The 24,199-nt window shown below is 75.1% G+C and carries 23 protein-coding genes and 3 riboswitches; of the genes, 14 read left to right on the top strand and 9 right to left on the bottom strand.

Annotation, left to right across the window (positions count from 1 at the left end; all coding sequences use genetic code 11):
• Positions 1-8: 8 nt before the first annotated feature.
• Positions 9-593, bottom strand: coding sequence for a dienelactone hydrolase family protein (locus ABD979_RS19510; protein WP_345509199.1), 585 nt, complete (start codon positions 591-593; stop codon positions 9-11).
• A 61-nt stretch (positions 594-654) separates the two neighbouring features.
• On the opposite strand from ABD979_RS19510, the gene ABD979_RS19505 reads away from it, so the two are divergent.
• Positions 655-1,248 carry an ArsR/SmtB family transcription factor gene (locus tag ABD979_RS19505; protein WP_345509198.1) on the top strand — a complete coding sequence of 198 codons (594 nt, stop codon included), beginning with the start codon at positions 655-657 and terminating at the stop codon, positions 1,246-1,248.
• A complete protein-coding gene (locus ABD979_RS19500) occupies positions 1,245-1,613 on the top strand; it encodes a VOC family protein (protein WP_345509197.1) in 369 nt (122 codons plus the stop codon). The genes ABD979_RS19505 and ABD979_RS19500 overlap by 4 nt, the downstream gene beginning before the upstream one ends.
• 25 nt (positions 1,614-1,638) lie before the next feature.
• On the opposite strand, the gene ABD979_RS19495 is transcribed toward ABD979_RS19500, so the two are convergent.
• Positions 1,639-2,136 (bottom strand): MarR family winged helix-turn-helix transcriptional regulator, encoded by a 498-nt coding sequence (locus ABD979_RS19495; protein ID WP_345509196.1) that lies wholly within the window; start codon positions 2,134-2,136, stop codon positions 1,639-1,641.
• A 117-nt stretch (positions 2,137-2,253) separates the two neighbouring features.
• On the opposite strand from ABD979_RS19495, the gene ABD979_RS19490 reads away from it, so the two are divergent.
• Entirely contained in the window at positions 2,254-3,195 is a 942-nt protein-coding gene (locus ABD979_RS19490) for an NADP-dependent oxidoreductase (RefSeq protein ID WP_345509195.1), read from the top strand.
• A 20-nt stretch (positions 3,196-3,215) separates the two neighbouring features.
• Here the strand turns inward: ABD979_RS19490 and cobN are convergent, their stop codons facing one another.
• Positions 3,216-6,905: a cobaltochelatase subunit CobN gene (gene cobN, locus ABD979_RS19485; protein ID WP_345509193.1), complete on the bottom strand. Its 3,690-nt coding sequence runs from the start codon at positions 6,903-6,905 to the stop codon at positions 3,216-3,218.
• Between the two features lie 40 nt (positions 6,906-6,945).
• Positions 6,946-7,079: riboswitch (cobalamin riboswitch) on the bottom strand.
• A gap of 39 nt (positions 7,080-7,118) precedes the next feature.
• Here cobN and ABD979_RS19480 point away from each other — a divergent pair.
• Genes ABD979_RS19480 through ABD979_RS19465 form a run of 4 tightly spaced genes read left to right on the top strand, consistent with a single transcriptional unit; the run spans position 7,119 to position 10,988 of the window.
• Entirely contained in the window at positions 7,119-8,270 is a 1,152-nt protein-coding gene (locus tag ABD979_RS19480; protein ID WP_345509192.1) for a precorrin-3B synthase, read from the top strand.
• Positions 8,270-8,944: a precorrin-8X methylmutase gene (locus ABD979_RS19475; RefSeq protein ID WP_345509190.1), complete on the top strand. Its 675-nt coding sequence runs from the start codon at positions 8,270-8,272 to the stop codon at positions 8,942-8,944. Before ABD979_RS19480 ends, ABD979_RS19475 begins: the two co-directional genes overlap by 1 nt.
• The gene (locus ABD979_RS19470) at positions 8,941-10,470 is read left to right on the top strand and encodes a precorrin-2 C(20)-methyltransferase (protein WP_345509189.1); all 1,530 of its coding nucleotides are present in this window, start codon (positions 8,941-8,943) and stop codon (positions 10,468-10,470) included. The genes ABD979_RS19475 and ABD979_RS19470 overlap by 4 nt, the downstream gene beginning before the upstream one ends.
• Positions 10,471-10,520: 50 nt before the next feature.
• The gene (locus ABD979_RS19465; protein ID WP_345509188.1) at positions 10,521-10,988 is read left to right on the top strand and encodes a GNAT family N-acetyltransferase; all 468 of its coding nucleotides are present in this window, start codon (positions 10,521-10,523) and stop codon (positions 10,986-10,988) included.
• A gap of 40 nt (positions 10,989-11,028) precedes the next feature.
• On the opposite strand, the gene ABD979_RS19460 is transcribed toward ABD979_RS19465, so the two are convergent.
• From ABD979_RS19460 to cbiE, 6 genes are all read right to left on the bottom strand, one after another.
• Positions 11,029-11,922 carry a hypothetical protein gene (locus tag ABD979_RS19460; RefSeq protein ID WP_345509187.1) on the bottom strand — a complete coding sequence of 298 codons (894 nt, stop codon included), beginning with the start codon at positions 11,920-11,922 and terminating at the stop codon, positions 11,029-11,031.
• A 194-nt stretch (positions 11,923-12,116) separates the two neighbouring features.
• Positions 12,117-12,512 carry a hypothetical protein gene (locus tag ABD979_RS19455; protein WP_345509185.1) on the bottom strand — a complete coding sequence of 132 codons (396 nt, stop codon included), beginning with the start codon at positions 12,510-12,512 and terminating at the stop codon, positions 12,117-12,119.
• Positions 12,509-13,267, bottom strand: a complete 759-nt coding sequence (locus ABD979_RS19450; protein ID WP_345509184.1) for a CbtA family protein — start codon at positions 13,265-13,267, stop codon at positions 12,509-12,511. Before ABD979_RS19450 ends, ABD979_RS19455 begins: the two co-directional genes overlap by 4 nt.
• 22 nt (positions 13,268-13,289) lie before the next feature.
• Positions 13,290-13,499: a CbtB domain-containing protein gene (locus tag ABD979_RS19445; protein ID WP_345509183.1), complete on the bottom strand. Its 210-nt coding sequence runs from the start codon at positions 13,497-13,499 to the stop codon at positions 13,290-13,292.
• 30 nt (positions 13,500-13,529) lie between these two features.
• Positions 13,530-13,725: riboswitch (cobalamin riboswitch) on the bottom strand.
• Positions 13,726-13,783: 58 nt separating this feature from the next.
• Positions 13,784-14,548 carry a cobalt-precorrin-4/precorrin-4 C(11)-methyltransferase gene (locus ABD979_RS19440; protein ID WP_345509182.1) on the bottom strand — a complete coding sequence of 255 codons (765 nt, stop codon included), beginning with the start codon at positions 14,546-14,548 and terminating at the stop codon, positions 13,784-13,786.
• Positions 14,545-15,774, bottom strand: coding sequence for a precorrin-6y C5,15-methyltransferase (decarboxylating) subunit CbiE (gene cbiE / locus ABD979_RS19435; protein WP_345509181.1), 1,230 nt, complete (start codon positions 15,772-15,774; stop codon positions 14,545-14,547). Before cbiE ends, ABD979_RS19440 begins: the two co-directional genes overlap by 4 nt.
• 144 nt (positions 15,775-15,918) lie before the next feature.
• On the opposite strand from cbiE, the gene ABD979_RS19430 reads away from it, so the two are divergent.
• The 7 genes from ABD979_RS19430 to ABD979_RS19400 all read left to right on the top strand — a co-directional run bounded on the left by ABD979_RS19430 (position 15,919) and on the right by ABD979_RS19400 (position 24,177).
• A complete protein-coding gene (locus tag ABD979_RS19430) occupies positions 15,919-16,668 on the top strand; it encodes a hypothetical protein (RefSeq protein WP_345509180.1) in 750 nt (249 codons plus the stop codon).
• Between the two features lie 25 nt (positions 16,669-16,693).
• A riboswitch (cobalamin riboswitch) is annotated at positions 16,694-16,820 on the top strand.
• A 52-nt stretch (positions 16,821-16,872) separates the two neighbouring features.
• A complete protein-coding gene (locus tag ABD979_RS19425) occupies positions 16,873-19,047 on the top strand; it encodes a VWA domain-containing protein (RefSeq protein WP_345509179.1) in 2,175 nt (724 codons plus the stop codon).
• Positions 19,047-19,658 carry a cob(I)yrinic acid a,c-diamide adenosyltransferase gene (cobO, locus tag ABD979_RS19420; RefSeq protein ID WP_425584010.1) on the top strand — a complete coding sequence of 204 codons (612 nt, stop codon included), beginning with the start codon at positions 19,047-19,049 and terminating at the stop codon, positions 19,656-19,658. The genes ABD979_RS19425 and cobO overlap by 1 nt, the downstream gene beginning before the upstream one ends.
• Positions 19,655-21,106 carry a cobyrinic acid a,c-diamide synthase CobB gene (locus ABD979_RS19415; RefSeq protein ID WP_345509178.1) on the top strand — a complete coding sequence of 484 codons (1,452 nt, stop codon included), beginning with the start codon at positions 19,655-19,657 and terminating at the stop codon, positions 21,104-21,106. Before cobO ends, ABD979_RS19415 begins: the two co-directional genes overlap by 4 nt.
• Positions 21,103-22,185: an Rv2231c family histidinol phosphate aminotransferase CobC gene (cobC, locus tag ABD979_RS19410; protein WP_345509177.1), complete on the top strand. Its 1,083-nt coding sequence runs from the start codon at positions 21,103-21,105 to the stop codon at positions 22,183-22,185. Before ABD979_RS19415 ends, cobC begins: the two co-directional genes overlap by 4 nt.
• Positions 22,175-23,179, top strand: a complete 1,005-nt coding sequence (gene cobA / locus ABD979_RS19405) for a uroporphyrinogen-III C-methyltransferase (RefSeq protein WP_345509176.1) — start codon at positions 22,175-22,177, stop codon at positions 23,177-23,179. Before cobC ends, cobA begins: the two co-directional genes overlap by 11 nt.
• Positions 23,176-24,177 carry a cobalamin biosynthesis protein gene (locus ABD979_RS19400; RefSeq protein WP_345509175.1) on the top strand — a complete coding sequence of 334 codons (1,002 nt, stop codon included), beginning with the start codon at positions 23,176-23,178 and terminating at the stop codon, positions 24,175-24,177. The genes cobA and ABD979_RS19400 overlap by 4 nt, the downstream gene beginning before the upstream one ends.
• Positions 24,178-24,199: the final 22 nt, after the last annotated feature.

Genomic DNA, 24,199 nt, shown 5'->3' with positions numbered 1-24,199 from the left:
CCGATCGGTCAGCCGCCCTGGATCCGGTCGAGGAAGGCGATGACGCGCTGCTGCACGAGCGTGGCGGCGTCCGCGTCGTGGGCCTGCGAGCTGGCGTCGGCGAAGAGGTGGCCGCAGTCGGCATAGGTGAACAGCTCGCCGTCACCGGCCGCCGCCACGATCTCCCGCGCGGCCTCGACATCTCCCTCGTCCATGAAGAACTCGTCGGCCTCGCCGCCGTGCACCTGGAGCGGGACGCCCGCCGGCCAGTCGGCGGCGAACTCGCCCAGCGGGATCGCGGCGTCGAGCAGCACGGCCCCGGCGGCGCCCGGACGCGTCTGCGCGAGGCGCTGGGCGGCCATGACGCCGAGGGAGAAGCCGGCATACACCGTCGCCGCGGGCAGCCCGTCGGCCGCGGCGACCCCCTGCTCCTGCAGCGCGGCGAAACCGATCGAGCGGGCCTTGGCCATCCCCTCGTCGAGCGTCGCGAAGCTCTCACCGCCGTAGAAATCGGGGGCGTGCACGGTGTGCCCGGCCCCGCGCAGGGCGTCGGCGAAGGCGAGGAACCCCGGGGTCTGGCCCTGGGCGTGGTGGAGGAGGAGGACGTCGGCCATGCTTGCTCCTGTGCTCGATGGTTTCCCTGCTGTTGATCCGACAATCTAGACTGATCCAACAATGTCGATCAATAGCCCGCAGCTACCCGACTACGAGCTCCCCGACACGGTGGAGCTGACGACCCCTGCCCAGCTGCGGGCCATCGCCGACCCGCTCCGCTCGTCGCTGCTCGACCTCGTGCTCGAGCGCGCGGCCACGGTGGCCGAGCTCGCGACGGCGGTCGGCCGACCGAAGAGCACCGTCGCCCACCACGTCGGCGTGCTCGTCGACGCCGGGATGCTCCGCGTCGTGCGGACCCGACGCGTGCGCGCCATCGACGAGCGCTTCTACGGCCGCACCGGCCGCACCATCACCATCGGCGTCGCGCGCCACCCCGGCGACCCGACGGTTCCCGTCTGCGTCAACGGACTGTCGGTCGCGGCTGCGGAGTCGGTGCCGGCGCACGAGGACGACACGCTCTACTCGACGCTCCGGCACGTGCGCATCCCGCGGGAGAGCGCCTCGCAGTTCTGGGGGCGCGTCGAGGAGCTCGTGCGCGAGTTCACCGCCCTCCCGCGCTCGGGCGACACCGTCTACGGCCTCGCCGTCGGCCTCTACCCCACCGACCAGCCGGTCCTGCCCGAGGCAGGCCCCGCCGCCGAGGAGACACCGTGACCGACCCGCATGCCTTTCGCGTCAGTGCCGTCTCTCTCGACTGTGCCGACCACGCGGGGCTCGCGGCCTTCTACGCGGAACTCTTCGACGGCACGCTCCTCTGGTCGCACAGACACGCGTCGGCTGTCGACGTGGGCGGCCTGGTCCTCGTGACGCAGCAGGTCGCGGACCACCGCGAGCCGACGTGGCCGGGCGCCTCGATCGTGCACCTCGACGTCACGGTCGACGCCGACGACCTCGACGCCCAGGCCGCGCGCGCCGTCGGCCTCGGGGCCCGCCTCGCCGACCCGCAACCCGACCCCCGCTGGCGGGTCGTCCTCGACCCGGCGGGGCACCCGTTCTGCCTCACGCCGTTCGGGCCCTGAGCCCGGCCCTGCGCCCGTCTGCCCGTCAGCGACGGCGGCGGGGCGCCGCCGAGCGCGGCGGCGCGGCCCGCATGTGGTCCCGCACCGGTGACAGGAGGTCACCGAGCGCCACCACGTCGTCCGGCGACAGCGGCGCGAACAGCTGCTGCTGCAGCACCTCGACGTGCCCCGGCATTACCCGCTCGATGACGGCGCGGCCGGCATCGGTGACCGTGACCGTGGTGCTGCGCTCGTCGTCCGGCGACGGCGCGCGCGAGACGAGACCGGCCTTCTCGAGCAGCCCCGCCTGGTAGGTCAGCGCGCTCCGGCTGTAGACCACGGTGTCGGCGAGGTCGGTCATCCGCGCGCTGCCCGTCGGCGAGTCCAGGGCCAGACGCGCGAGCAGCTGGAACTGCACGTAGCTGAGGTCGCCGTCGTCGCGCAGCTGCTGCTCGACCGCGTGCCGCAGCAGGCCGGCGACCTCCATGAGGGCGAAGTACGCGCCGAGCTGGACGGGGTCGAGGGGGGCAGGCCTGGACGACATGACGCCAGCCTACAGGTGCTTCACATTCGAAGGTCTTGCTTTGAATGTGAAGCACTGCTACGGTCCCCACATGCTTCGAATTCGGAGCACCTGACGACAGCAGAGAGAGGCTCCGCCATGAAGGCCATCCGATTCCACGAGTACGGCGACGCCGACGTCCTGCGCTACGAGGACGTCCCGACCCCGACCCCCGGCCCCGGCGAGGTGCGCGTCCACGTCGCCGCCACGTCGTTCAACGGCGTCGACGGCAACATCCGCGCCGGCCGCATGCAGGGCCCGATGCCCCTGCACCTCCCGCACGTCCCCGGCCTCGACGTCGCGGGCACCGTCGACGCGGTGGGCGACGACGTCGACGGGCTCCGGGTGGGCGACCACGTCGTCGGCTTCCTCCCCTTCACCGTCGACGGCGCGTCGGCGGAGTACGTCGTCACCGACGCCGCGGGCCTCGCGATCGCACCGGAGTCGATCCCGCTCGCCGACGCTGCCGCCCTGCCCCTCGTCGGGCTCACCGCCTGGCAGGCGCTCTTCGAGCACGCCGGGCTCCGCGCCGGTCAGCGGATCCTCGTCAACGGCGCGAGCGGGGCGGTCGGCGGCTACGCCGTCCAGCTGGCCCGGGCAGCCGGTGCCCACGTCGTGGCGACGGGCGGTCCCGACGCCGCGGACCACCTGCGAGCCCTCGGTGCCGACGAGGTCGTCGACCACACCGCGGCGGACGTCGCCGCGGCCGTCACCGATCCCGTCGACGTCCTGCTCAACCTCGCTCCCGTCACCCCCGAGCAGCTCGCCGCGCTGGCCGGCCGGGTCGGCGACGGCGGGGTCGTCGTCAACACGACGGTGTGGATGCCCGCGCCCACCGACGAGGCGCGCGGCGTCCGCGGCATCGACCTCTACGTCCGCAGCGACGCGACGCAGCTCGCCGGGCTCGTCGCGCGGGTCGACCGCGGCGAGCTCGTCGTCGACGTGGCCGAGCGGGTGGCCCTCGAGGACCTGCCGTCCGTGCACGCCCGCGCCGCCGAGGGTGCGCTGAGCGGCAAGGTCGTCGTCGTCCCGGCCGGGTGACCGCGTCGACGCAGGGCGACCTAGTCCTCGAGGTCGCCCTCGACGTCGAGGTAGACCTGCTGGAGGTCGGCGAGCAGCTGCGGGTCGGGCTCCGCCCACAGGCCGCGGTCGACGGCCTCGTGCAGCCGCTCGACCATCCCGTGCAGCGCCCACGGGTTGGCGTGCTGGAGGAAGTCGCGGTTCTCCTTGTCGAGCACGTAGGTCTGCGCGAGCTGCTCGTACATCCAGTCGGTGACGACGCCCGCGGTGGCGTCGAACCCGAAGAGGTAGTCGACCGTCGCGGCGAGCTCGAAGGCTCCCTTGTACCCGTGCCGCCGCATCGCCGCGATCCACCGGGGGTTGACGACGCGGGCCCGGAAGACGCGCGCCGTCTCCTCCGTCAGCGTCCGGGTGCGCACGGCATCCGGCGTCGTCGAGTCGCCGACGTAGGCCCTGGGCTCGCGACCCGTCAGCGCGCGCACCGTCGCGACCATGCCGCCGTGGTACTGGAAGTAGTCGTCGCTGTCGGCGATGTCGTGCTCGCGGGTGTCGATGTTCTTGGCGGCCACGTCCATCCGCGCGTACGTGCGCTCCATGTCGGCCCGAGCAGGTATGCCGTCGAGCTCGCGCCCGTAGGCGAAGCCGCCCCACGTCGCGTAGACCTCCGCGAGGTCCTCGTCCGAGCGCCAGCTGCCCGACTCGATGAGGGGGAGGATGCCGGCGCCGTAGGAGCCGGGCTTGCTGCCGAAGATCCGGGTCGTGGCCCGTCGCGCGTCGCCGTGCTCGGCGAGGTCGCCCGCGACGTGGGCCCGGAGGTAGTTGTCCTCGGGTGACTCGTCGAGGTCGGCGACGAGGCGCACCGCGTCGTCGAGCATCGCGATGACGTGCGGGAAGGCGTCGCGGAAGAAGCCGGAGATGCGGACCGTGACGTCGACGCGCGGACGGCCGAGCTCGGCGAGCGGCACGGCGTCGAGGCCGACGACGCGGCGCGACATCTCGTCCCACCGGGGGCGCACGCCGAGCAGCGAGAGCACCTCGGCGATGTCGTCGCCGGAGGTGCGCATGGCCGACGTGCCCCAGACCGACAGGCCGACCGAGCGCGGCCACTCGCCGGTGTCGGCGCGGTGCCGCGCGAGCAGGTCGTCGGCGAGCCGCTGGCCCGTCTCCCAGGCGAGCCGGCTCGGGATCGCCTTGGGGTCGACGGAGTAGAAGTTGCGGCCGGTCGGCAGCACGTTGACGAGGCCGCGCAGCGGCGAGCCCGACGGCCCGGCTGGCACGTAGCCGCCGTCGAGCGCGTGGAGCACGGCATCGATCTCGCCCGTCGTGGCCCGCAGGCGCGGGACCACCTCGCGGCACGCGAAGGCCAGCGAGCGGCATACGCCCTCGGTGTCGACGCGAGTGTCGACGCGAGTGCCGACGCGAGTGCCGACGGCGGCCCCGTCGCCGAGCTGCTCGCGCACGATGCCGGGCACGGCGGCCTCGTCCCAGCCGGCGTCGGCGAGGGCGGCGACGAGTGCGGACGCGCGCTCCTCGGCGGCGTCCACGGACGTGCGCTCGGTGTGCCCCTCACCCAGACCGAGCGCCGTCCGCAGACCAGGCACCGCGCCGACGGCACCGGCGAAGACCTGGTTGGCCCGCAGGATCGCGAGCACGAGGTTGACGAGGCCCTCCCCCGTGGGGGCCTCGCCAAGGATGTGGAGGCCGTCGCGGATCTGGACGTCCTTGACCTCGCAGAGCCAGCCGTCGACGTGCATGACGAACTCGTCGAACGCGTCGTCGTCGGGGCGGTCGGTGAGGCCGAGGTCGTGGTGCATCTGCGCGGCCTGGATGAGGGTCCAGATCTCGGCCCGCAGGGCCGGCGCCTTGGCAGGGTCCATGACCGAGACGTTGCCGTACTCGTCGAGCAGCTGCTCGAGCCGGGCGATGTCGCCGTAGGACTCGGCGCGGGCCATCGGCGGCACGAGGTGGTCGACGATCGTCGCGTGCGCCCGCCGCTTGGCCTGGCTGCCCTCCCCGGGGTCGTTGACGAGGAAGGGGTAGACGAGCGGGATGGAGCCGATCGTCGCGTCCGGCCCGCAGGCGGCGGACAGCGCGAGGGTCTTGCCCGGGAGCCACTCGAGGTTGCCGTGCTTGCCCATGTGGACGATCGCGTGCGCGCCGAACTCCCTTGCGAGCCAGTCGTAGACGGCGAGGTAGTGGTGCGTCGGCGGCAGGTCGGGGTCGTGGTAGATCGCGATGGGGTTCTCGCCGAAGCCGCGGGGTGGTTGGACGAGCACTACCACGTTGCCGGCGCGCAGGCTCGCGGCGACGAGCTCGCCGTCGGCATCGGTGTGCCGGTCGACGAAGACCTCGCCGGGGGCCTCGCCCCAGTGGGTCGACACGGCCTCGCGCAGCGCCGCCGGGAGCGTGTCGAAGTGCTCGCGGTAGCGGGCGGACGGGATGCGGACCGGCTGGCCGGTCAGCTGCTCCTGCGTGAGCCAGTCCTCGTCCTGGCCGCCGGCCGCGATGAGGGCGTGGATGAGGGCGTTGCCGGCGGTCGTGTCGGCGGTCTCGCCGTCGACGGGCTCGAGCGGGCCGGTGCCGGGGATCTCACCCGGGGCGCCGACGTCGTAGCCGGCGTCGCGCATGGCGCGGAGCAGCCGGACGATCGAGACCGGGGTGTCGAGGCCGACGGCGTTGCCGATGCGCGAGTGCTTCGACGGGTACGCCGACAGCACGATCGCGATGCGGCGCTCGGCCGGCGGGGTGCTGCGGAGGAGTGCGTGGTTGACGGCGAGCCGGGCGAGGCGGGCGCAGCGCTCGGCGTCGGCGACGTAGTGCGGCAGGCCGTCGGCGTCGGTCTCCTTGAAGGAGAACGCGGTGCCGATGATGCGACCGTCGAACTCCGGCACCGCGACCTGCGTCGCCACGTCGAGGGGGCTCATCCCGTCGTCGCTCGCCTCCCACTGGCTGCGGCCCCACGTCAGGCACAGACCCTGGATGATCGGCACGTCGAGTGCGGCGAGGGCCTGCACGTCCCAGGCCTCGTCGTCCTCACCGGCGCTGGCGGTGCCGGGCTTGGTCCCGCCCGCTGCCAGCACGGTCGTCACGAGCACGTCGTAGGCCGTGAGGTGCTCGAGCAGGTCGGTCGGCGCGTCGCGGAGCGACGACACGTGCACCGGCACGCCGATCCCGCCGGCCGCGTCGACGGCGTCGGCGAGGGCGTGGACGTAGGCGGTGTTCTCGGCGGCGAACTGCGCCCGGTAGAAGAGGATCCCGACACGGGGGCGGGGCGCGTCGTCGGCGGCCGGCTGGGGCGCGGGGCGGTCGAGCACGCCCCACGTCGGCAGCGCGACGGGCGGCTCGAAGCCCTCCCCGGTCATGAGGAGCGTGTCGCCGAGGAAGGCGTGCAGCTCACGCAGGTTCGCGGCACCACCCTCGGCGAGGTAACGGTGGGCCTCGGCGACGACGCCCGGGGCGACGGTCGAGAGCTCCATCAGGGCGGCGTGCGGGGTCTGCTCGCCGCCGAGCACGACGAAGGGCTTGCCCGTCGAGCGGATCCGGCGGAACCCCTCGCACAGGTCCTGCGGGCCGCCGAGGATGCGCGCCACGACGACGTCGGCGGCCTCGATCGCCTCGGCCATCGAGGTGTGGCCGGGCCGAGAGGGGTTGGCGAGCAGGTAGTCGGCACCGCTGCCCCGGGCGCAGAGCAGGTCGGTGTCAGACGTCGAGAGCAGCGCGATGCGCGTCACAGGAACTCCTCGGCGGGGTGTCCACGCCCCGCGGTCGAAAGGAAACGAAGCGCTGCCGGCAGTTCCTGACTCACCTCCACCCGGTGGGGTGGCGGCTCACAGTGGCGGGACCGTCCCGGATTCTCACCGGGTTCCTGGGTCGACGACGCTGGGCCCACCATAGCCCGAGACGGGCGCCTTGACGACGCGAGGTCCGGGCCTATCCTGTGCCGCGTGACCGCCCCGACGAGCCGAGCCCGCCGGGCAGGCGATGCCTGCCCGGGCCTGCGCCGACCCTTCCCGGCGGCCGACGGCTCCATCGTCCGGCTCCGCCCGGCGGGCCTCCCCGTGCGGGTGCAGGCACTCGTCGCCCTGCTCGATGTCGTTGCAGCACAAGCGGATCCGTCGCTCCAGCTGACGTCTCGAGCGGCGCTGCAGCTGCGCGGTCTTGCCGACCCGCTGCCGGCGTCGGTCGTGGACGGCATCCGCAGCAGCGGCCTCGTCCCGTCGGCGACGCACGAGCTCGTCCGCAACGTCGTCGTGTCGCCGCTCTCCGGCCTCGACTCGCGCGGGGTCGCCGACCTCCGGCCCCTGACGCGCTCCCTGGACGTGGCGGTTCGCGCCGACGCCGAGCTCGCCGCGCTCGGGGGACGGTTCCTCTTCGTCCTCGACGACGGCCGTGGCGACGTCATCAACACGGCGGCCGACCTCTCGTTCGTCGCGACCGGCCCGGGTCGCGGCATCGTCCGGGCCGGCCGGGCCGACCACGGCTGGGATGTGTCGATCGACTCGGCCGTGCCCACGATCGTGGGTTTGGCAAGGGAGTTCGTGGGCCGCGCTGCCGGTGACGAATCCATCTGGCACGTCGACGATCTCGACGATCCTCTGGGCGGGAGTGCCACTGCACGGCTGCCGGCCCTCCCCGCTCCGTCGCAGCCCCTCGGAGCGGTCGGCGACCATGCCGTCGTGGCGGTGCCGCTCGGCCTCCTGCGCCCCGACCACGTGGCCGCCCTCGGCCGCCACGCCGAGAGCGTCCGGGTCACCCCGTGGCGCTCCCTCGTCGTCGAGGGAGCCGCCTCCGCGCTGCCGCACCTCGAGGCGGCGGGGCTCGTGACGCACGCGCACTCGCCGTGGGCGAGGATGCACGCCTGCACCGGGCTCCCGGGCTGCGCGCGCTCGGCGCTCGACACGCGCGCCCTGGCCCGCGAGCTCGCTCCGGTGCTGCCCGACGGTCGCCTGCCCGTGCACGTCAGCGGGTGCGAGCGGCGATGCGGGACGCCGGAGACGGCATACGTCGACGTCCTCGAGCCCACGTCGCTCGACGACGCGCTGCACCAGATCGCCGCCCAGCCGGCGGAGGACGGATCTCGGAGGGTGGACGGGTGATGGACCTGAGGACGACGACCGAGGCGGCACTGCCGCCGACGCGCCGCTACGACTACGTCACCGACGGGGCGGAGATCTACCGCCGGTCGTTCGCGACGATCCGGGCCGAGGCGCGGCTCGACCACCTGCCCGAGGACGCCCGCGTCGTCGCCGTGCGCATGGTGCACGCGAGCGGCGACGTCGACCTCACCGGGCAGATCGCCGTCCACCCGCGGCTCGTCACCGCCGCCCGCACCGCCCTCCGGTCCGGCGCGCCGATCCTCACCGACGCGCACATGATCGCCTCGGGCATCACCCGAGCGCGACTGCCCCGAGACAACGAGGTCGTCTGCACCCTGCGCGATGAGCGCGTGCCGGAGCTCGCGCGGCGTTGGGGGACAACGCGATCCGCGGCTGCCGTCTCGCTCTGGGGGGATCGCACCGAGGGTGCCGTCGTCGCCATCGGCAACGCCCCGACGGCGCTCTTCCACCTGCTCGAGTCGATCGCCGACGGCGGTCCTCGGCCGGCCGCGATCGTCGGCATCCCCGTCGGGTTCATCGGGTCGGCCGAGTCGAAGGTCGCGCTCGCCGACAACCCCTTCGACATCCCGTGGCTCGTCGTGCACGGACGCCGTGGTGGGTCGGCCCTCGCCGCCTCGGCCGTCAACGCCCTGGCCCGCGAGGAGGAGCTGTGACCGGCACGCTGCGTGGGGTGGGCGTCGGCCCGGGCGACCCCGAGCTCGTCACCGTCAAGGCGGCCCGGCTCATCGGCTCGGCCGACGTCGTGGCCTTCCACAGCGGGCCGCGGGGCGACTCGATCGCCCGCCGGATCGCCGCCGACTACGTCCGCGACGGCGTCGTCGAGGAGCTGCTCGCCTACCCCGTGACGACCGGGTCGACCGACCACCCACTCGGCTACCACGGCCTCATGGCCGACTTCTACGACGCGTCGGCCGAACGGCTCGCGGCCCACCTCGACGCGGGTCGCGACGTCGTCGTGCTCGCCGAGGGCGACCCGCTCTTCTACGGCACGTTCATGTACCTCCACGACCGGCTCGCCCACCGCTACGACACCGCCGTCGTGCCCGGGGTGACCTCCGTGAGCGGGTCGGCCGCCGCCGTCGCCACCGGCCTCTGCCGGCACGAGGACGTGCTGACGATCCTGCCCGGCACCCTCCCCGTGCCCGAGCTCGCCCGGCGCCTCGCCGACACCGAGGCCGCGGTCGTGATGAAGCTCGGCCGCACCTTCGAGAACGTGCGCGAGGCCCTACGCCAGGCGGGCCGCCTCGACGAGGCGCGGTACGTCGAGCGCGCCAGCTCCGACGCGGAGCGCGTGCTCCCGGTCGCCGACGTCGACGCTGCGACCGTGCCCTACATGTCGATGGTCGTCGTGCCCGGCAAGGACCTCAGGGCGGATGCAGCCGGCCGCGCGCTCGCGTCGCCCGAAGCGGAAGCGGCTGTGCTGCATACGGACCCAGCACGTATGCCGTCCGGCGAGGTGGTCGTCGTCGGCCTCGGCCCGGGACCCGACCGGTGGCTGACGCCGGAGGCCTCCGCCGCGCTGGCTGACGTCTCGCACGTCGTCGGCTACGCGCCCTACGTCAACCGCGTGCCGCAGCGCGAGGGCCTGACCCGTCATGCGTCGGGCAACACCGTCGAGGTCGACCGGGCCCGCGACGCGCTCGAGCTGGCGCGCGCGGGTGAGCGGGTCGCCGTCGTGTCCGGTGGTGACGCCGGCGTCTTCGGCATGGCCTCCGCCGTGTTCGAGGCCGCGGAGACCCACGGCTACGGCGACGTGGCCGTGCGCGTCCTGCCCGGACTGACCGCCGCCCAGGCCGTCGCGGCCCGGGCCGGCGCCCCGCTCGGTGGCGACTTCGCGATCCTGTCGCTCTCGGACCGGCTCAAGCCGTGGGAGGTCGTCGAGCGCCGGCTGCGCGCGGCAGCGGCCGCCGACCTCGTCGTCGCGCTCTACAACCCGGCCTCGCGCAGCCGCACCGGGCAGGTCGCCCGGGCGCGTGAGGTCCTCCTCGAGGAGCGCGACCCCGACACCGTGGTCGTCGTGGGCCGTGACGTCGGCCGGGCCGGGGAGTCGCTGCTCGTGACGACGCTGCGCGACCTGGACCCCACGACGATCGACATGTCGTGCCTCGTCATGGTGTGCGCCTCCGGCACCCGGGTCACTGAGGCCGGGCAGGTCTGGACGCCGAGGTTCGTCCGCTGAGGGTGCGCCGCCCTCGCCACCGGTCAGGGGCGGGTTGCTAGGTTCGCCCGATGCAGCTGACACGGATCGGGCCGGAGCACTGGGAGACGTTCCGCGAGGTGCGGCTCCGGTCGCTGTCGGACTCGCCCGCCGCCTTCGGCTCGCGGTACGAGGACTGGGTCGACGCGGCCGAGGAGCGCTGGCGGGCCCGCCTCACCGACGTGCCGCTCACGCTCGTCGCGACCGACGGGGAGGCCGTCGTCGGCGTCGCGAGCGGCTCCCCCGACGGCGACGACTGGGTCGAGCTCATCTCGATGTGGGTGGCGCCGGAGGCGCGCGGCACGGGCGTCGCCCGCCTGCTCATCGACGCGGTCGCCGCCTGGGCCGAGGAGCAGGGCCGGGGCACCTGCCTCATGGTCCGGCGCGACAACGACCGGGCCCGCGCGGCCTATGCGCGCGCCGGCTTCGTCGACCGGGGCGTGCCCGACGACTGGCCCGACGACGAGCTGGTGGAGCACCGGATGGAGCTGCGGCGCTGACGCGCGCCGCAGCCCCATCCTCCCCCTCGCCCCTCCGCGGTCAGCCGCCGATCGGCGTCGGGTTCGTCGGGTCCGGGGGCACGGGCAGCGAGCCGCGGACCTGGTTCTGGGCCTGGCAGTCCTTCGTGCAGTTCGTGGCGCCCTGGCTCAGCTCGACGGCGTCCTCGCCGAGCACGCCGCCCATCCGGCCGCCGGAGGTCACCGTCCACGTCGTGGCCGTGCCGGTCTGCGAGGTCTTCGTCGCCACCTGCGGGCTGTCCTTGCCGAGCAGCATCTCGTGCGCGCCCGTCGGGCTCTGCGCCGACGACACGGCGTCGATCCCGTTGCCGAAGTTGACCTTGCCGGTGAACGGGTTGACGAAGTAGAAGAGCGTCGGGCCGAGCCGGTGCGTCAGGGTGACCGGCGTGCCGTACTCGGGCTCCATCTGGAAGATGCCGCCCTGGGGCGCGTCCTTGGCCTGCACCTTGAGCTTGCCGCCGGCCGTGCGGAACGTGGCGACGAGGGCGTCGTCGCGCACCTGGAGGTCGAGCACCGGCGTGGCGCGCTGCGCCGGGGAGAGGGTCGGCACCTTGCTCGCGAAGACGACCGTCGGGCTCGTCACCATCCGCTCCGCGGACGGCGCACCGGTCAGGGTGTAGTCGTAGACGCCGAGGGTGGCCGGGTCGATGGTGAAGGTCGTGTGCACGCCCCGGACCGTGACGACGCCCTGCACCCGCGCGCCCGACACCTTCGCGTCCTTGCCGGGGGCCGGGTCGTACGTCGTCCCGTTGACGGTGACGGAGTAGTTGCCGGTGCCGCCCGTGGCCGCGGAGCCGCCGTCGTCGCCTGGCTCGCCGCCCTTGGCGACGGCGGTGCCGGTGAGGCTGAGGCCGAGCAGGGTGCCGGCGGCGAGGGCGGCGCCTCCGCGCCGCAGTCCCCGAGTCGTGGTGCGCATGCGTGTTCCCTTTCATGGGTTCGTCGTGAGGCACCGGTCGGGTGCGTCACGACGAGCCAAGCGGAACCGGGGTACTAGTCGAAACCCGGACGAAGGTACTAATCCGCCCATCGCCGGCACGGGCCGCCGTCCCGAGCAGCCCCGCCGTGGAAGGTCGGTACCCCTGGGCGGGGGCCGACCTTCCACGCCCCCGGTCAGACGGTGGCCCACGACGTGGCGAGCCCGCTCGGCGCGAAGGTCGACTCGACCACGGCGCCAGGGGTTTCGGCGATGCCCGGTCCTCCGCGCACGACCCACGCGGCGACGGCGTCGACGATGGCGTCGTCGAGCACACCCCGCACCCACACCGGCCGTCCACCGGCCCGGCGACCGGAGGGCGACGGCGTCACGACGACGACGTTGGACTCGTCGCAGGCGAGCAGGCAGCCGCTGCGCATCACCCGGGCGTGGCCGGCGACCGCAGCCTCCAGCCGGGCGAGCAGCCCGTCGTGGTCGACGCCCGGGTGCTTGGCCTCCGTGCCGCAGCAGCAGTCCCGGCAGACCCGCACGAGGCACCGGCCCGACCCGGCCCCGCCGACGTGTGCCGTCACGCCGACCCGGCGGCGACGACGCCGACGCGCTCGGGCACCCTCCCCCTCCGGTCGAGCCGCTCGACGAGGAGCCCGAAGACGAGGCCGAGCGTCAGCCACAGGGTCGCGAGCTGAGCGAGCGAGGCGACGCGGAAGTCCCAGAGCAGGGCGGCCGGAACGTCGGCCGGCACGGCGTCCGGCGAGCTCGGCACCGCGACGAGGACGACTACGACGAGGGCCACCACGGCCACGACGTCGAGCGCGGAGCGCGTCGGTCGCGACGTCCCTCGCCGGGCCAGGGCCCGGTCCAGTGCCGGCACGACGAGGGCGATCGCGACGCCCAGCAGGAGCACGACGGCATAGAGCAGCGTGCGCCGGCCGACGGTCTGCGGGTCGCCGACGGCAGGCGGGTTCGCCGGGATCTTGAGGGCGGGCAGGAGGCTCACCGAGGCGAAGCCGACGGCGGCGAGGACGAGGGAGCGGCCGACGTCGTTGCCGCCGGGGAGCCGGCCCCTCACCCGCGCGAAGACCACGGCGAAGACGACCCCGACGGCGAGGCCGACGAGCACCGACGTGGCGGCGCCGCCCACGACCTGCGCCGTGCGCGAGACGAGCGGCTCACCCCCGCCGTGCGCCGGTGCGGACGAGCCGCCGTGCACCGAGCGCAGGTCCTCGACGACGAGGGCCCGACGGATGACGGGCTCGACGACGAGCCAGATCGTGACGGCGGCCGCGAGGCCGGCGAGCACGCCGGCACAGACTCCGCGCCGCAGCACGGAGCCGAAGCTCAGCCCCACCTCAGTGGCAGGGGACGCCGAGAGCGTGACGCGCGTCGTGCGTCAGCTCGTGGAGCATCTCCGCAGCGGGAGCGCTGAGCAGCGCGCCGTTCTCCTGCGTGACGACGTGGACGGCGAAGACGGCGACGGCGAGCAGCAGCCAGGCCCACACGGGGACCTGGATGGATGCGCCGGACCGGCTGGAGGGGACGACGGATGCAGCAGTGGTCATGGCAGAGTGACCCTTTCTTTCCATGCCTCGTGGACAGATCGCGCCGCAGCCGGTCTCCTGGCTTCCAGATCGTCACGCCTCCCCAGCCTTCCCAGCGACCGTGCGCCGACGTGTGCCGGCCCGAGGTCGCCAGTGGCGGTGTCGGGGACTTGCTCCCTGGTCACAGTGGCGAGGACCACGTCGGAATCACACCGACTTCCCGTGCACTGCGGCACCCGCATCCTGACACAACGGCTCGCCGCGCGCCATGGGGACCTCGGCGCGAGAGCGAGTTCGTATGCGGCTCAGTCGCTTTCGCGTCCGCCTGAGATGCGCGTGCCGTAGAGGTGCGAATCCGCGAAGTCGTCGTGGTCGCGGGCCCCGAGCGCCTTCCCGACGAGGATGACGGCCGCCTGCCGCAGGTCCGCGGCCTCGACCTGGTCGGCGATGTCGGTCAGCGTGCCGCGCAGGACGAGCTGGCTCGGCTGCTCCGCGTCGGCCACGACGACGACGGGGCAGTCGGCTCCGTAGTCGTCGACGAGCGACGCCGCGAGCGACCGGGTGTGGCGGATCGCGAGGTGCAGCACGAGGGTGGCCCGCGACCGCGCGAAGTGCGCGAGCGACTCCGTGGCCGGCATCGCCGTGGAGTCGCGGTGCGCCCGGGTCAGCACCACGGACTGGGCGACCTCGGGCACGGTGAGCTCGCGGCCGACGAGGGCCGCCGCCGCCGCGTAGGCGGGCACGCCCGGCGTGACGTCCCACGGCACCCCCACCCGGTCGAGCCGCCGCGTCTGCTCGGCCACGGCGGAGTAGAGCGAGGGGTCGCCGGAGCAGAGACGCGCCACGTCGCGGCCGGCCTCGTGGGCGCGCAGGCAGTGGGCCGTGATCGCGTCGAGGTCGAGCCGCTGCGTGTCGACGAGCTCGGCCCCCTCGGGGCAGTGCGCGAGCACCTCGTCCCCGATGTAGGTGCCGGCGTAGAGGCACACGGGCGCGGCCGCGATGAGCCGGACGGCGCGCACGGTGAGCAGGTCGGCCGCGCCCGGGCCGGCGCCGATGAAGTGGACCGTCACGGGACGACCTCCGGATCTGTTGGGGGGACGGAGCGCTCGACGCTCCACTGGACGATCGGCCGGGCCGGCTTCCAGCCGTGGAGGCGACCGATCGGCTCGAGCTCCTCGACACCGATCCGGCTCAGCGAGCCGCCGAACCGCGTCCGCGCGTCGTGCAGCAGCAGCTCGGTCTCGACGGTCACGCCGTGCACGACGAGGCGGCCACCGGGCGCCAGGGCGCTCCAGCACGCGTCGAGCACCTCGCGCGTCGCGCCCCCGCCAACGAAGACGGCGTCCGGCCGGGGCAGCGCCGCCACGGCGTCGGCCGATGCCGCCTCGACGACGTGCAGGCCGGGCACTCCGAGCCGCCGCGCGTTGCGCCGGATGCGCTCGGCGCGACCCCGGTCACGCTCGACGGCGTGCACCTCGTTGCGTGGGTGCGCCCGGGCGAACTCGATCCCGACCGACCCGGCGCCGGCGCCGAGGTCCCACATCACGTCGCCCGGCTGTGGCGCGAGGTGGGCGAGCGCGGCCGCCCGCACGATGCGCTTCGTCAGCTGGCCGTCGTGCTCGAACGCCGACTCGGGCAGGCCCGGCACGAGCGACCTCCCCGGCCGCGACGGCTGGTCGTCGCAGCGCACGCAGACGAGGTGGAGCCGCGTGGCGGGACGACCGTCCCACGACGCCGCGACGCCGTCGGTGCGGGTCTCGTCCGCCGAGCCGAGGTCACCGAGCACGGTGAGGTGGCTGCCGGCATACCCCTCCTCGACGAGCACGGCGGCGACGCGGGCCGGGGCGTCCGCACCGGAGGTGAGCACGACGAGCCGGGCCCGCGGGGCGAGATGACGTCGCAGCAGGTCGACGTCGCGGCCGACGAGCGTCACGACCTCGGAATCCTCTGCAGCCCAACGCATCCGGGCTCGCGCGAGTGCGACCGACGAAACTCCGGGGTGGATGTGGACGGCCTCTTCACCGAGTTCCCGCACGAGCGTGGCGCCGATGCCCGACACGAGCGGGTCACCGCTCGCCAGCACGACGACCCGGCCCGGGCCGGCGTCCTCGAGGGTGCGACGCAGCCCCGGCAGGAGCGGCGACGGCCACGGCACGAGGCGGCGACCGGGGCGCGCGTCGAGCATGCGGAGGTGCCGCTCGCCACCGACGACGACGTCGGCCGACTCGAGCACCCGGCGGGCCTCGGGGGCCAGGGAGTCGAGCCCGGATGCGCCAACGCCCACCACCTCGATCACAGCGGCGACCCTAGCGCGGCCCCGGCTGGCTGTTCGATTTGCCCGTTTTAATCCATTTGGCCGTGATGCCCTCCATCATGGGCATCGCCCGACGTCGGGGGACGACGGTGACGCATGTCCGGGCTCCAGGGGAGGAAGACCGACATGAGTGTGACGTTCGACCCGGTGACCGGGCACCTGCGCCTCGACGCCGAGGCCTTCGACGTGCTCGTCGAGCACGCCGAGCGGCCCGCCCAGCAGCCCACGCGACCGCCCGCCGGTGGGCGCTCGACGCCGGGCGACGCGCTCGCGCGGCTCGTCGCCGGCGGGGTCCTCGTCGACGGCCGTCCGCACCCCCGGCTGCGTGAGACCCTCGTCGGCGTGACGGCGTCGCGGGGCTCGGTGCAGGTCGTCGTCGGTGACGACGAAGGGGTGCGCCTGCACCATGCCTGGCTGGGCGCGACCGCGGTGGCGGTGCTCTCCGACCGTGGTGACGGCACCTTCGACCTCGGCCCGTCACACACGACGCAGCTGCCCGGGATGCTTGCCGCGTGGGCCTCCCTCGCCGCGGGACCGGAGCTCGCGGCCGCCACGGTCGCCGTGCCCGACGTGCTGCTCGAGGAGCTCGCATCGCACCGCCGCGGCCTGCGCCGTGCTGCGGCCCAGGCGCTCGCCGACGCGCTGGGTCCGTGGCCCGCCGCGCGGGACGGCGTGCACTCGGGCGGCTGGCGACTGGCGACCGTCGACGTCGCCCTCGCCACCGGGGAGCAGACGCTCGCGCAGCACCTCGCCTGGCTCGACACCGGGGCCGGCCTGCTCCGGGCCGAGGCGGTCGAGCGCGACGTGCGCCTCACGCCGACCACGTCGACCGAGCTGCGACGCGACCTCGCGACCGTCGTGGCGACGGGTGGCTGACCCACCGCTCCTGCGACACGCTGCGACGTGGCAGACTGCCGCTGGCGACGCGGAGAGGAATCCGGTGCGAATCCGGAGCGGTCCCGCCACTGTGAACCCCCGACCAGCCGGTCGGGGGAAGCCAGGACATCTCCCGTCGCTGGTCGTGCCCGCCGGGCGCGGCCGGTCCACCGACGCGGGCGAGGCACCCGCAGGAGGCTCGCCATGCGCGACGGTTCGAACGCACCCTCGATCCCGGCTCCGACCGGGTCGAGCGACCACTTCCCCTTCACGGCCGTCGTCGGCGCCGACGACCTGGCCCTCGCCCTGGTGCTGACCGCGGTGTCGCCCGAGGTGGGCGGCGTGCTCGTGCGCGGCGAGAAGGGCACCGCGAAGTCGACGATGGTGCGTGGGCTCGCGGCCGTGCTCCCCCACCAGTCCGTGGTCACGGCGTGCCGCTTCGGCTGCGCGCCGGGCGACACGGCCGCCTGCCCGGACGGCCCCCACGACACCGACGCGCCGGCGCACACCCGGCCGGCGCGACTCGTCGAGCTGCCCATCGGCGCGACCGAGGACCGCGTCGTCGGCTCGCTCGACCTCGAACGCGCCCTCGCACGGGGCGAAACCGCCTACCAGCCGGGGCTGCTCGCCGCCGCGAACCGGGGCATCCTCTACGTCGACGAGGTCAACCTGCTGCACGACCACCTCGTCGACCTCCTCCTCGACGCCGCAGCCATGGGCCGCAACACGGTCGAGCGCGACGGGGTCTCCGTCGCGCACCCGGCGCGGGTCGTGCTCGTCGGCACGATGAATCCCGAGGAGGGAGAGCTGCGTCCGCAGCTGCTCGACCGTTTCGGCCTCACCGTCGAGGTCGCCGCCCCGCGCGATCCCTGCCCCCGTGCCGAGGTCGTACGCCGTCGGCTCGCCTTCGACGCCGACCCCGCCGCGTTCGCGGCCCGGTTCGACGACGACCAGCAGGCCCTGCGGGCACGCATCGACGAGGCCCGGGCCCGCGTCCGGCAGGTGCGCCTCACCGACGCCGTGCTCACCCGCGTGGCCACGGTCTGCGCGGGCTTCGAGGTCGACGGCCTGCGCGCCGACATCGTCACCGCCCGGGCGGCCGTCGCCCACGCCGCGTGGGCCGGGCGCACGCACGTGACGCTCGCCGACGTGCGCGCGGCCGCGCGGCTCGCGCTGCCGCACCGCCGGCGGCGCAACCCCTTCGACTCCCCCGGCCTCGACGAGGCCCTCCTCGACGAGCTGCTCGGCGACGACGAGCCCGATCCGGGCACCGACCCCGACCCCGGCACCGACCCCGGTGGCCGGGGCCCGGAGCAGGGCACGGGCGGCGACGGCGAGTCGGACGCCGCACCCACCGACGGCGGGACGACCGGGCAGCGGACCGACACCGAGCACTCACGCGAGCCGCAGCCTGCGGGGCGGGTCGACGGCACCTCGGGACCCTCCGGAGCAGCCGCCCCGGAGACGCCCACGCGCTCCTCCGTCGACACGGACCCCGCGGACGCGCCTTCCACGGCCGGCCCCGCTGCCGGGAACGGGGCCGGCAGCGACGGCATCGCGGCCCCCGCGACCCAGCCCTACGCGGCGCGCCTGTTGCGCGCCAAGGGAATCGGACACGGTGAGGCGGGCCGGCGGTCGGCAGCCCTGACGACGACCGGCCGCCGGGTCGGCTCGACGAGTGCGCGCACCGGCCCGGTGCACCTGCCGGCCACGATCCGGGCGGCCGCCTCGCGGGGCGTCCACGACCGGACGGCCGGCGCATCCGGACGGCTGCGCGTGACCGCCGGCGACCTGCGCCGCTCGGTGCTTCAGGGCCGCGAGGCGAACCTCGTGCTGCTCTGCGTCGACGCCTCGGGGTCGATGGCCGCCCGCAAGCGCCTCGAGGCGGTGACGGCCGCCGTGCTGTCGCTGCTGCTCGACGCCTACCGCCGCCGCGACAAGGTCGGGCTCGTCACCTTCCGCGGCTCGGGCGCCGAGCTGGCGCTGCCGCCGACCGGGTCGGTCGAGGTCGCCGTGCGACGGCTGCAGGGACTGCCCCACGGCGGACGCACGCCGCTCGCGGAGGGGCTCGTGACGGCATACGAGACCGTGCGGATCGAGCGCCTGCGCGACCCCAGCCGGCGCGCCCTCCTCGTCGTCGTGACGGACGGGCGGGCCACGAGCGGGCCCGACGCGCTCGGCCGCGCGGCGCGCGCGGCCAGCCACCTGCGGCACGAGGGCGTCGAGTCCGTCGTGCTCGACTGCGAGTCGGGCCGCTTCCGGATGGGGCTGGCCGCGCGGCTCGCCGAGCAGCTCGGGGCCGAGCACCTCCCGGTCGACGAGCTCGCGGCCTCGGCGATCGTCGGCGCCACCCGCGCGGCGACGGGACGGGCCGCCTGATGCGCGGCCAGCCGGGAGCCGTGCCCGACGACGGCCTCACCACGCGCCAGCGGCGCAACCGCCCGCTGCTCGTCGTGCACACCGGAGACGGCAAGGGGAAGTCGACCGCCGCCTTCGGGCTGGCGCTGCGCGGCTGGAACCAGGGCTGGTCGGTCGGCGTGTTCCAGTTCGTCAAGAGCGCCAAGTGGCGCATCGGCGAGCAGACGGCCGTCGAGACCCTGGGCGAGCTGCACCGCGAGACGGGGCGGGGCGGCCCGATGGAGTGGCACAAGATGGGCGCCGGCTGGTCGTGGAGCCGCAAGGAGGGCACCGACGACGACCACGCCCTCGCGGCACGCGAGGGCTGGGCGGAGATCAAGCGCCGGCTCGCCGCGGAGACGCACGGCGTCTACGTGCTCGACGAGTTCACCTACCCGATGGCCTGGGGGTGGGTCGACGTGGACGACGTCGTCGAGACGCTCCGGAGGCGTCCCGGCCACCAGCACGTCGTCATCACCGGGCGGCGCTGCCCCGAGCCGCTGCTCGAGCTCGCCGACCTCGTCACCGAGATGCGCAAGGTCAAGCACCCCTTCGACGCCGGCCAGAAGGGCCAGCGGGGGATCGAGTGGTGACCGCCCTGCCGCGCCTCGTCGTCGCGGCCCCGGGCTCGGGCCACGGCAAGACGACGGTCGCGACGGGCCTGATGGCCGCGCTGCGGGCGCGCGGGCTGGCCGTCGCGGGCGCCAAGGTGGGGCCTGACTACATCGACCCCGGCTACCACTCGCTCGCGACGGGGCGCCCCGGGCGCAACCTCGACCCCTTCCTCTGCGGGGCCGACCGCGTCGTGCCCCTGCTCCTGCACGGCGCGGCCGCCCACGGCCACACCGACGTCACCGTCGTCGAGGGCGTCATGGGCCTCTTCGACGGTCGGGTCGGCGGGGACGGCGACGCCTCGACGGCCCATGTCGCAACGCTGACGCGGTCGCCCGTCGTGCTCACCGTCGACGTCAGCCACACGACGCGCACGGCGGCCGCGATCGTGCACGGCCTGGCGACGTTCGAGCCGGGCGTCCGGGTCGCCGGGGTCGTGCTCAACAAGGCGGCCTCGCCGAGGCACACGCGTGAGGTGCGCTCGGCGCTCGAGGCCACCGGGGTGCCGGTGCTCGGGGTGCTCCCGCGCGATGCCGGCATCGAGACCCCGTCGCGTCACCTCGGCCTCGTGCCCGCAGCCGAGCGCGAGGAGGCCGCGGCCACCCTCGAGCGGCTGGCGGCACGCGTCACCGAGCACGTCGACCTCGACGCGGTGCTCGCGATCGCCCGCACGGCGCCCGACCTGCCGGGGGTCGCCTGGGACCCGGTGCTCGCCCTCGAGGGCGTGCCCGGCCTGCCGGCGACGCCCGGTCCACGCGTCGGCGCGCCGGTCGTCGCCGTGGCGGGCGGCCGCGCCTTCACCTTCCGCTACGCCGAGACCGACGAGCTGCTCCGCGCGGCCGGGCTCGAGCCGGTCGTCGTCGACCCGGTGCGCGACCGTGCCCTCCCCGAGGGCACGGCCGGCCTCTACCTCGGCGGCGGCTTCCCCGAGGTGCACGCCGCCGACCTCGCCGCGAACGAGCCGCTGCGCCGCGACGTGCTGCGCGCGGTCCGCGGCGGCCTGCCGACGGTCGCCGAGTGCGCCGGCCTGCTCTACCTCGCCGAGGCCGTCGACGGCCACCCCATGGTCGGCGCCGTGCCGGCGGCGGCGCGGATGGGTCCGCGCCTCACCCTCGGCTACCGCACGGCCGTCGCACCGGTCGACTCCCTGCTGGCGCCCGCCGGCAGTCGGGTCACCGGGCACGAGTTCCACCGCACCACCGTCGACGCGCCCGTGCCCGGCAGCCCCGGCAGCCCCGGCAGCCCCGCCTGGCTCCTCGACGGTCGCCCCGACGGCTTCGCGCTCGACCCCGCCGGCACCGGCCGGGCCACCCTCCACGCGTCCTACCTGCACACGCACTGGGCCGGACACCCCTGGCTCGCCGCGCGGTTCGCCTCGGACGTGCACGCGTATGCCGGCACGTCCCCCGCACGCCGGAGGGCGTCGTGAGCGGCGGGCCGGGCCGCCTGCACCCGCACGTCGACCTGCACCACCACGGTGACCGCGACGCGGCCCCCGGGCTCGTCGACCTCGCGGTCAACGTCCGGCTGCCCGCCCCGCCCGGGTGGGTCGCCGACGCGATCACGGCCTCGCTGCACGACCTCGGCCGCTACCCCGACCCCGCGCCGGCGGTCGACTCGATCGCGACCCGGCACGGCGTCGACCCGGCGTGCGTGCTGCCGACGGCCGGGGGCGCCGAGGCGTTCACCCTCGTCGCGCGAGCCGTCGCGGGCGACCGGCCCGCGGTCGTGCACCCACAGTTCACCGAGCCTGAGGCGGCGCTGCGCGCGGCCGGGCGCCCCGTCGACCGCGTCGTCCTCGACGCCGGCGACGGCTTCCGGCTCGACCCCGCCGCCTTCGCGCCGGCGGGTGACCACGCCGGCGCCGACCTCGTCGTCGTCGGTAACCCGACGAACCCGACCGGCGTGCTCCACCCCGCAGCGGACCTCCGGGCGCTGGTCCGCCCGGGTCGCGTCGTCGTCGTCGACGAGGCCTTCATGGACGCCGTGCCGGGCGAGCCGGAGTCGCTCGTCGGCGGCGACCTCACGGGCCTGCTCGTCGTCCGCTCGCTGACCAAGACGTGGGGCCTCGCCGGGCTGCGGGCGGGCTACGTCGTCGGCGATCCGGGGCTCGTCGCGGCCCTGCGCTCGGTGCAGCCGCCCTGGTCGGTGTCGAGCCCGGCCGTCGCCGCGACGGTCGCCTGCCTCTCGGAGCGTGCCGTCGCCGAGGCCGACGCGGCTGCCGCGACGTTCGCCCGCCACCGCGCGGTGCTCGTGCGGGAGCTCGCCGGCGTCGGCCTCGCGACGGCGGCGCCGTCCGCCGCCCCCTTCGTGCTCGTCGACACGGTGCCCCTCGGGCCCGCCTCGGTGCGGGAGGACCTCGCCCGCCTCGGCTTCGCCGTGCGCCGGGGCGAGACCTTCCCCGGGCTCGGCCCGACCTGGATCCGCCTCGCCGTCCGTGACCCCGAGACCTCTCGTGCCGTCGCGACGGCCCTCCACGACCTGAGGAGACGGCGCCGTGTCGCCTGAGCTGAGCTTCGCCGGACTGTCCGTCCTCCTCGCGCGGGTGCACCCGCACACGGTCGCGACGGTGCACGCCCTCCTCGACGACGGCGCCCGCGTCACCGTGGCGTCTCGACCGGAGGCCCTGCCCACGTCGCTGCGCGACCTCGCCGAGCGGGGCCTCGTGGCGCTCGACGCGCAGGCCGACCCGACGGCCTTCGACGTGGTCCTCCGCGGCGACCCGTCGGCGCGCCCCGCGCCGGCCGGCACCGAGGCCCCCGGCACGCGCACCGTCGGGTCCGTCACCCTGCTCGGGGGCGGGCTCGGCGACCCGTCGCTGATCACCGTCGCCGGCATCGAGGCGATCCGGGTGGCAGACGTCATCGTCCACGACCGGCTCGCCCCGCTCAGCGCCCTGCGGCACGCGCGCGACGACGTCGAGGTCGTCGACGTCGGCAAGATCCCCCGGGGCGAGTTCACGCCGCAGGAGCGCATCAACGAGCTGCTCGTCGAGCACGCCCTCGCCGGGCGGAACGTGTTGCGCTTCAAGGGCGGTGACAACTTCGTCTTCGGGCGCGGTGGCGAGGAGGCCGAGGCGTGCACGGCGCGCGGCATCCCGGTCGCCGTCATCCCCGGCATCTCGTCGAGCATCGCGGCGCCTGCCCTCGCCGGCATCCCCGTGACGCACCGCACCCTGGTCCAGGGGTTCACCGTCGTCAGCGCCCACGTCCCGCCGGGCGACCCACGGAGCACCCTCGACTGGGGCGCCATCGCCCGCAGCCGAACGACCGTCGTCGTGCTCATGGGGGTGGCGACGCTGGGTGCGGTCGCCGCGACGCTCGTCGGCGAGGGGCTCGCACCGTCGACCCCCGCGGCCTTTGTGGCGGACGCCGGGCTGCCGAGCATGCGCACCGTGCGGGCACCGCTGTCGCAGATCGACGCCGTCGCGCGCGCTGCGGGCCTCGGTGCGCCCGCCGTCGTCGTCATCGGCGACGTCGCCGCCCTCGACGTCCTCGCATGAGCCGTGCGGCAGGGCTCGCCCTGGGGTGGTGCGTCGACCAGTTCGTCGGCGACCCCCGCCAATGGCATCCTGTCGCCGGGTTCGGCTCTGCCGCAACCCTTCTCGAGAAGAGGACGTATGCCGTCAGCCGCCCCCGCGGCACGGTCCACGTGACGCTCCTCGTCGCCGCGACGGCCCTCGCGGGACTCTCCGCGGAGCGCGCGACGCGGGGCCGGGCGACCGCGCACACGCTCGCCACCGCGGCTGCTACCTGGGCCGTGCTCGGCGGACGGTCGCTGCTGCGCGAGGCGTCGGCCGTCGACGCCCACCTGCGCGTCGGCGACCTCGGGGCGGCCCGACGGCAGGTGGGCAACCTCGTCGGGCGGGACACGTCACGACTCGGGGCCGACGAGGTCGCCCGGGCCTGCATCGAGTCCCTCGCCGAGAACACCTCCGACGCCGTCGTGGCGCCACTGCTGTGGGGCGGTCTCCTCGGCATACCGGGTCTCCTCGGCTACCGCGCCGTCAACACGCTCGATGCGATGATCGGGCACCGGAGTGAGCGCTATCGCGAGTTCGGCTGGGCCGCAGCGCGACTCGACGACGTCGTGAACTGGGTGCCGGCCCGGGTCGCCGGCGCCCTCGCGCTCGCGTCCGCACCGTCGGCGGCCCGCGCCCGCGCCGGGTGGACCGCGGTCCGGCGCGACGCCCCCGCCCACCCGAGCCCCAACGGTGGCGTCATCGAGGCCGCCTTTGCCGGGGTGCTCGGCGTGCGGCTCGGGGGCCGCAACAGCTACGAGGGTCGGGTCGAGGACCGCGGGTCGCTGGGCGAGGGCGAGGCGGCCGCTGCCGCGGACATCGCGCCCGCCCGACGGTTGGCGCACCGGGTCTCGGCCGGCTCGCTCGCCGTCTCGGTCGCGACGGCCGCGGTCGCCGCCGCCACCTCGAAACGCACCGACCCAGGAAGGGTGGCCTCTCGACGGGTGAGGACCCACGAGAGCTGGCCTCTCGACGGGTGAGGACCCACGAGAGCTGGCCTCT

The organism is Terrabacter aeriphilus (assembly GCF_039542985.1).
GTDB classification, from domain to species: domain Bacteria; phylum Actinomycetota; class Actinomycetes; order Actinomycetales; family Dermatophilaceae; genus Terrabacter; species Terrabacter aeriphilus.
This window is presented reverse-complemented; position numbering and strand designations above follow the sequence as displayed.

Coding starts and splice junctions, on each gene's coding strand:
- ABD979_RS19510 (WP_345509199.1), bottom strand. CDS start 593: ATGGCCGACGTCCTCCTCCTCCACCACGCCCAGGGCCAGACCCCGGGG.
- ABD979_RS19505 (WP_345509198.1), top strand. CDS start 655: ATGTCGATCAATAGCCCGCAGCTACCCGACTACGAGCTCCCCGACACG.
- ABD979_RS19495 (WP_345509196.1), bottom strand. CDS start 2,136: ATGTCGTCCAGGCCTGCCCCCCTCGACCCCGTCCAGCTCGGCGCGTAC.
- ABD979_RS19490 (WP_345509195.1), top strand. CDS start 2,254: ATGAAGGCCATCCGATTCCACGAGTACGGCGACGCCGACGTCCTGCGC.
- ABD979_RS19475 (WP_345509190.1), top strand. CDS start 8,270: ATGGACCTGAGGACGACGACCGAGGCGGCACTGCCGCCGACGCGCCGC.
- ABD979_RS19465 (WP_345509188.1), top strand. CDS start 10,521: ATGCAGCTGACACGGATCGGGCCGGAGCACTGGGAGACGTTCCGCGAG.
- ABD979_RS19460 (WP_345509187.1), bottom strand. CDS start 11,922: ATGCGCACCACGACTCGGGGACTGCGGCGCGGAGGCGCCGCCCTCGCC.
- ABD979_RS19445 (WP_345509183.1), bottom strand. CDS start 13,499: ATGACCACTGCTGCATCCGTCGTCCCCTCCAGCCGGTCCGGCGCATCC.
- ABD979_RS19430 (WP_345509180.1), top strand. CDS start 15,919: ATGAGTGTGACGTTCGACCCGGTGACCGGGCACCTGCGCCTCGACGCC.
- ABD979_RS19425 (WP_345509179.1), top strand. CDS start 16,873: ATGCGCGACGGTTCGAACGCACCCTCGATCCCGGCTCCGACCGGGTCG.
- cobO (WP_425584010.1), top strand. CDS start 19,047: ATGCGCGGCCAGCCGGGAGCCGTGCCCGACGACGGCCTCACCACGCGC.
- ABD979_RS19400 (WP_345509175.1), top strand. CDS start 23,176: ATGAGCCGTGCGGCAGGGCTCGCCCTGGGGTGGTGCGTCGACCAGTTC.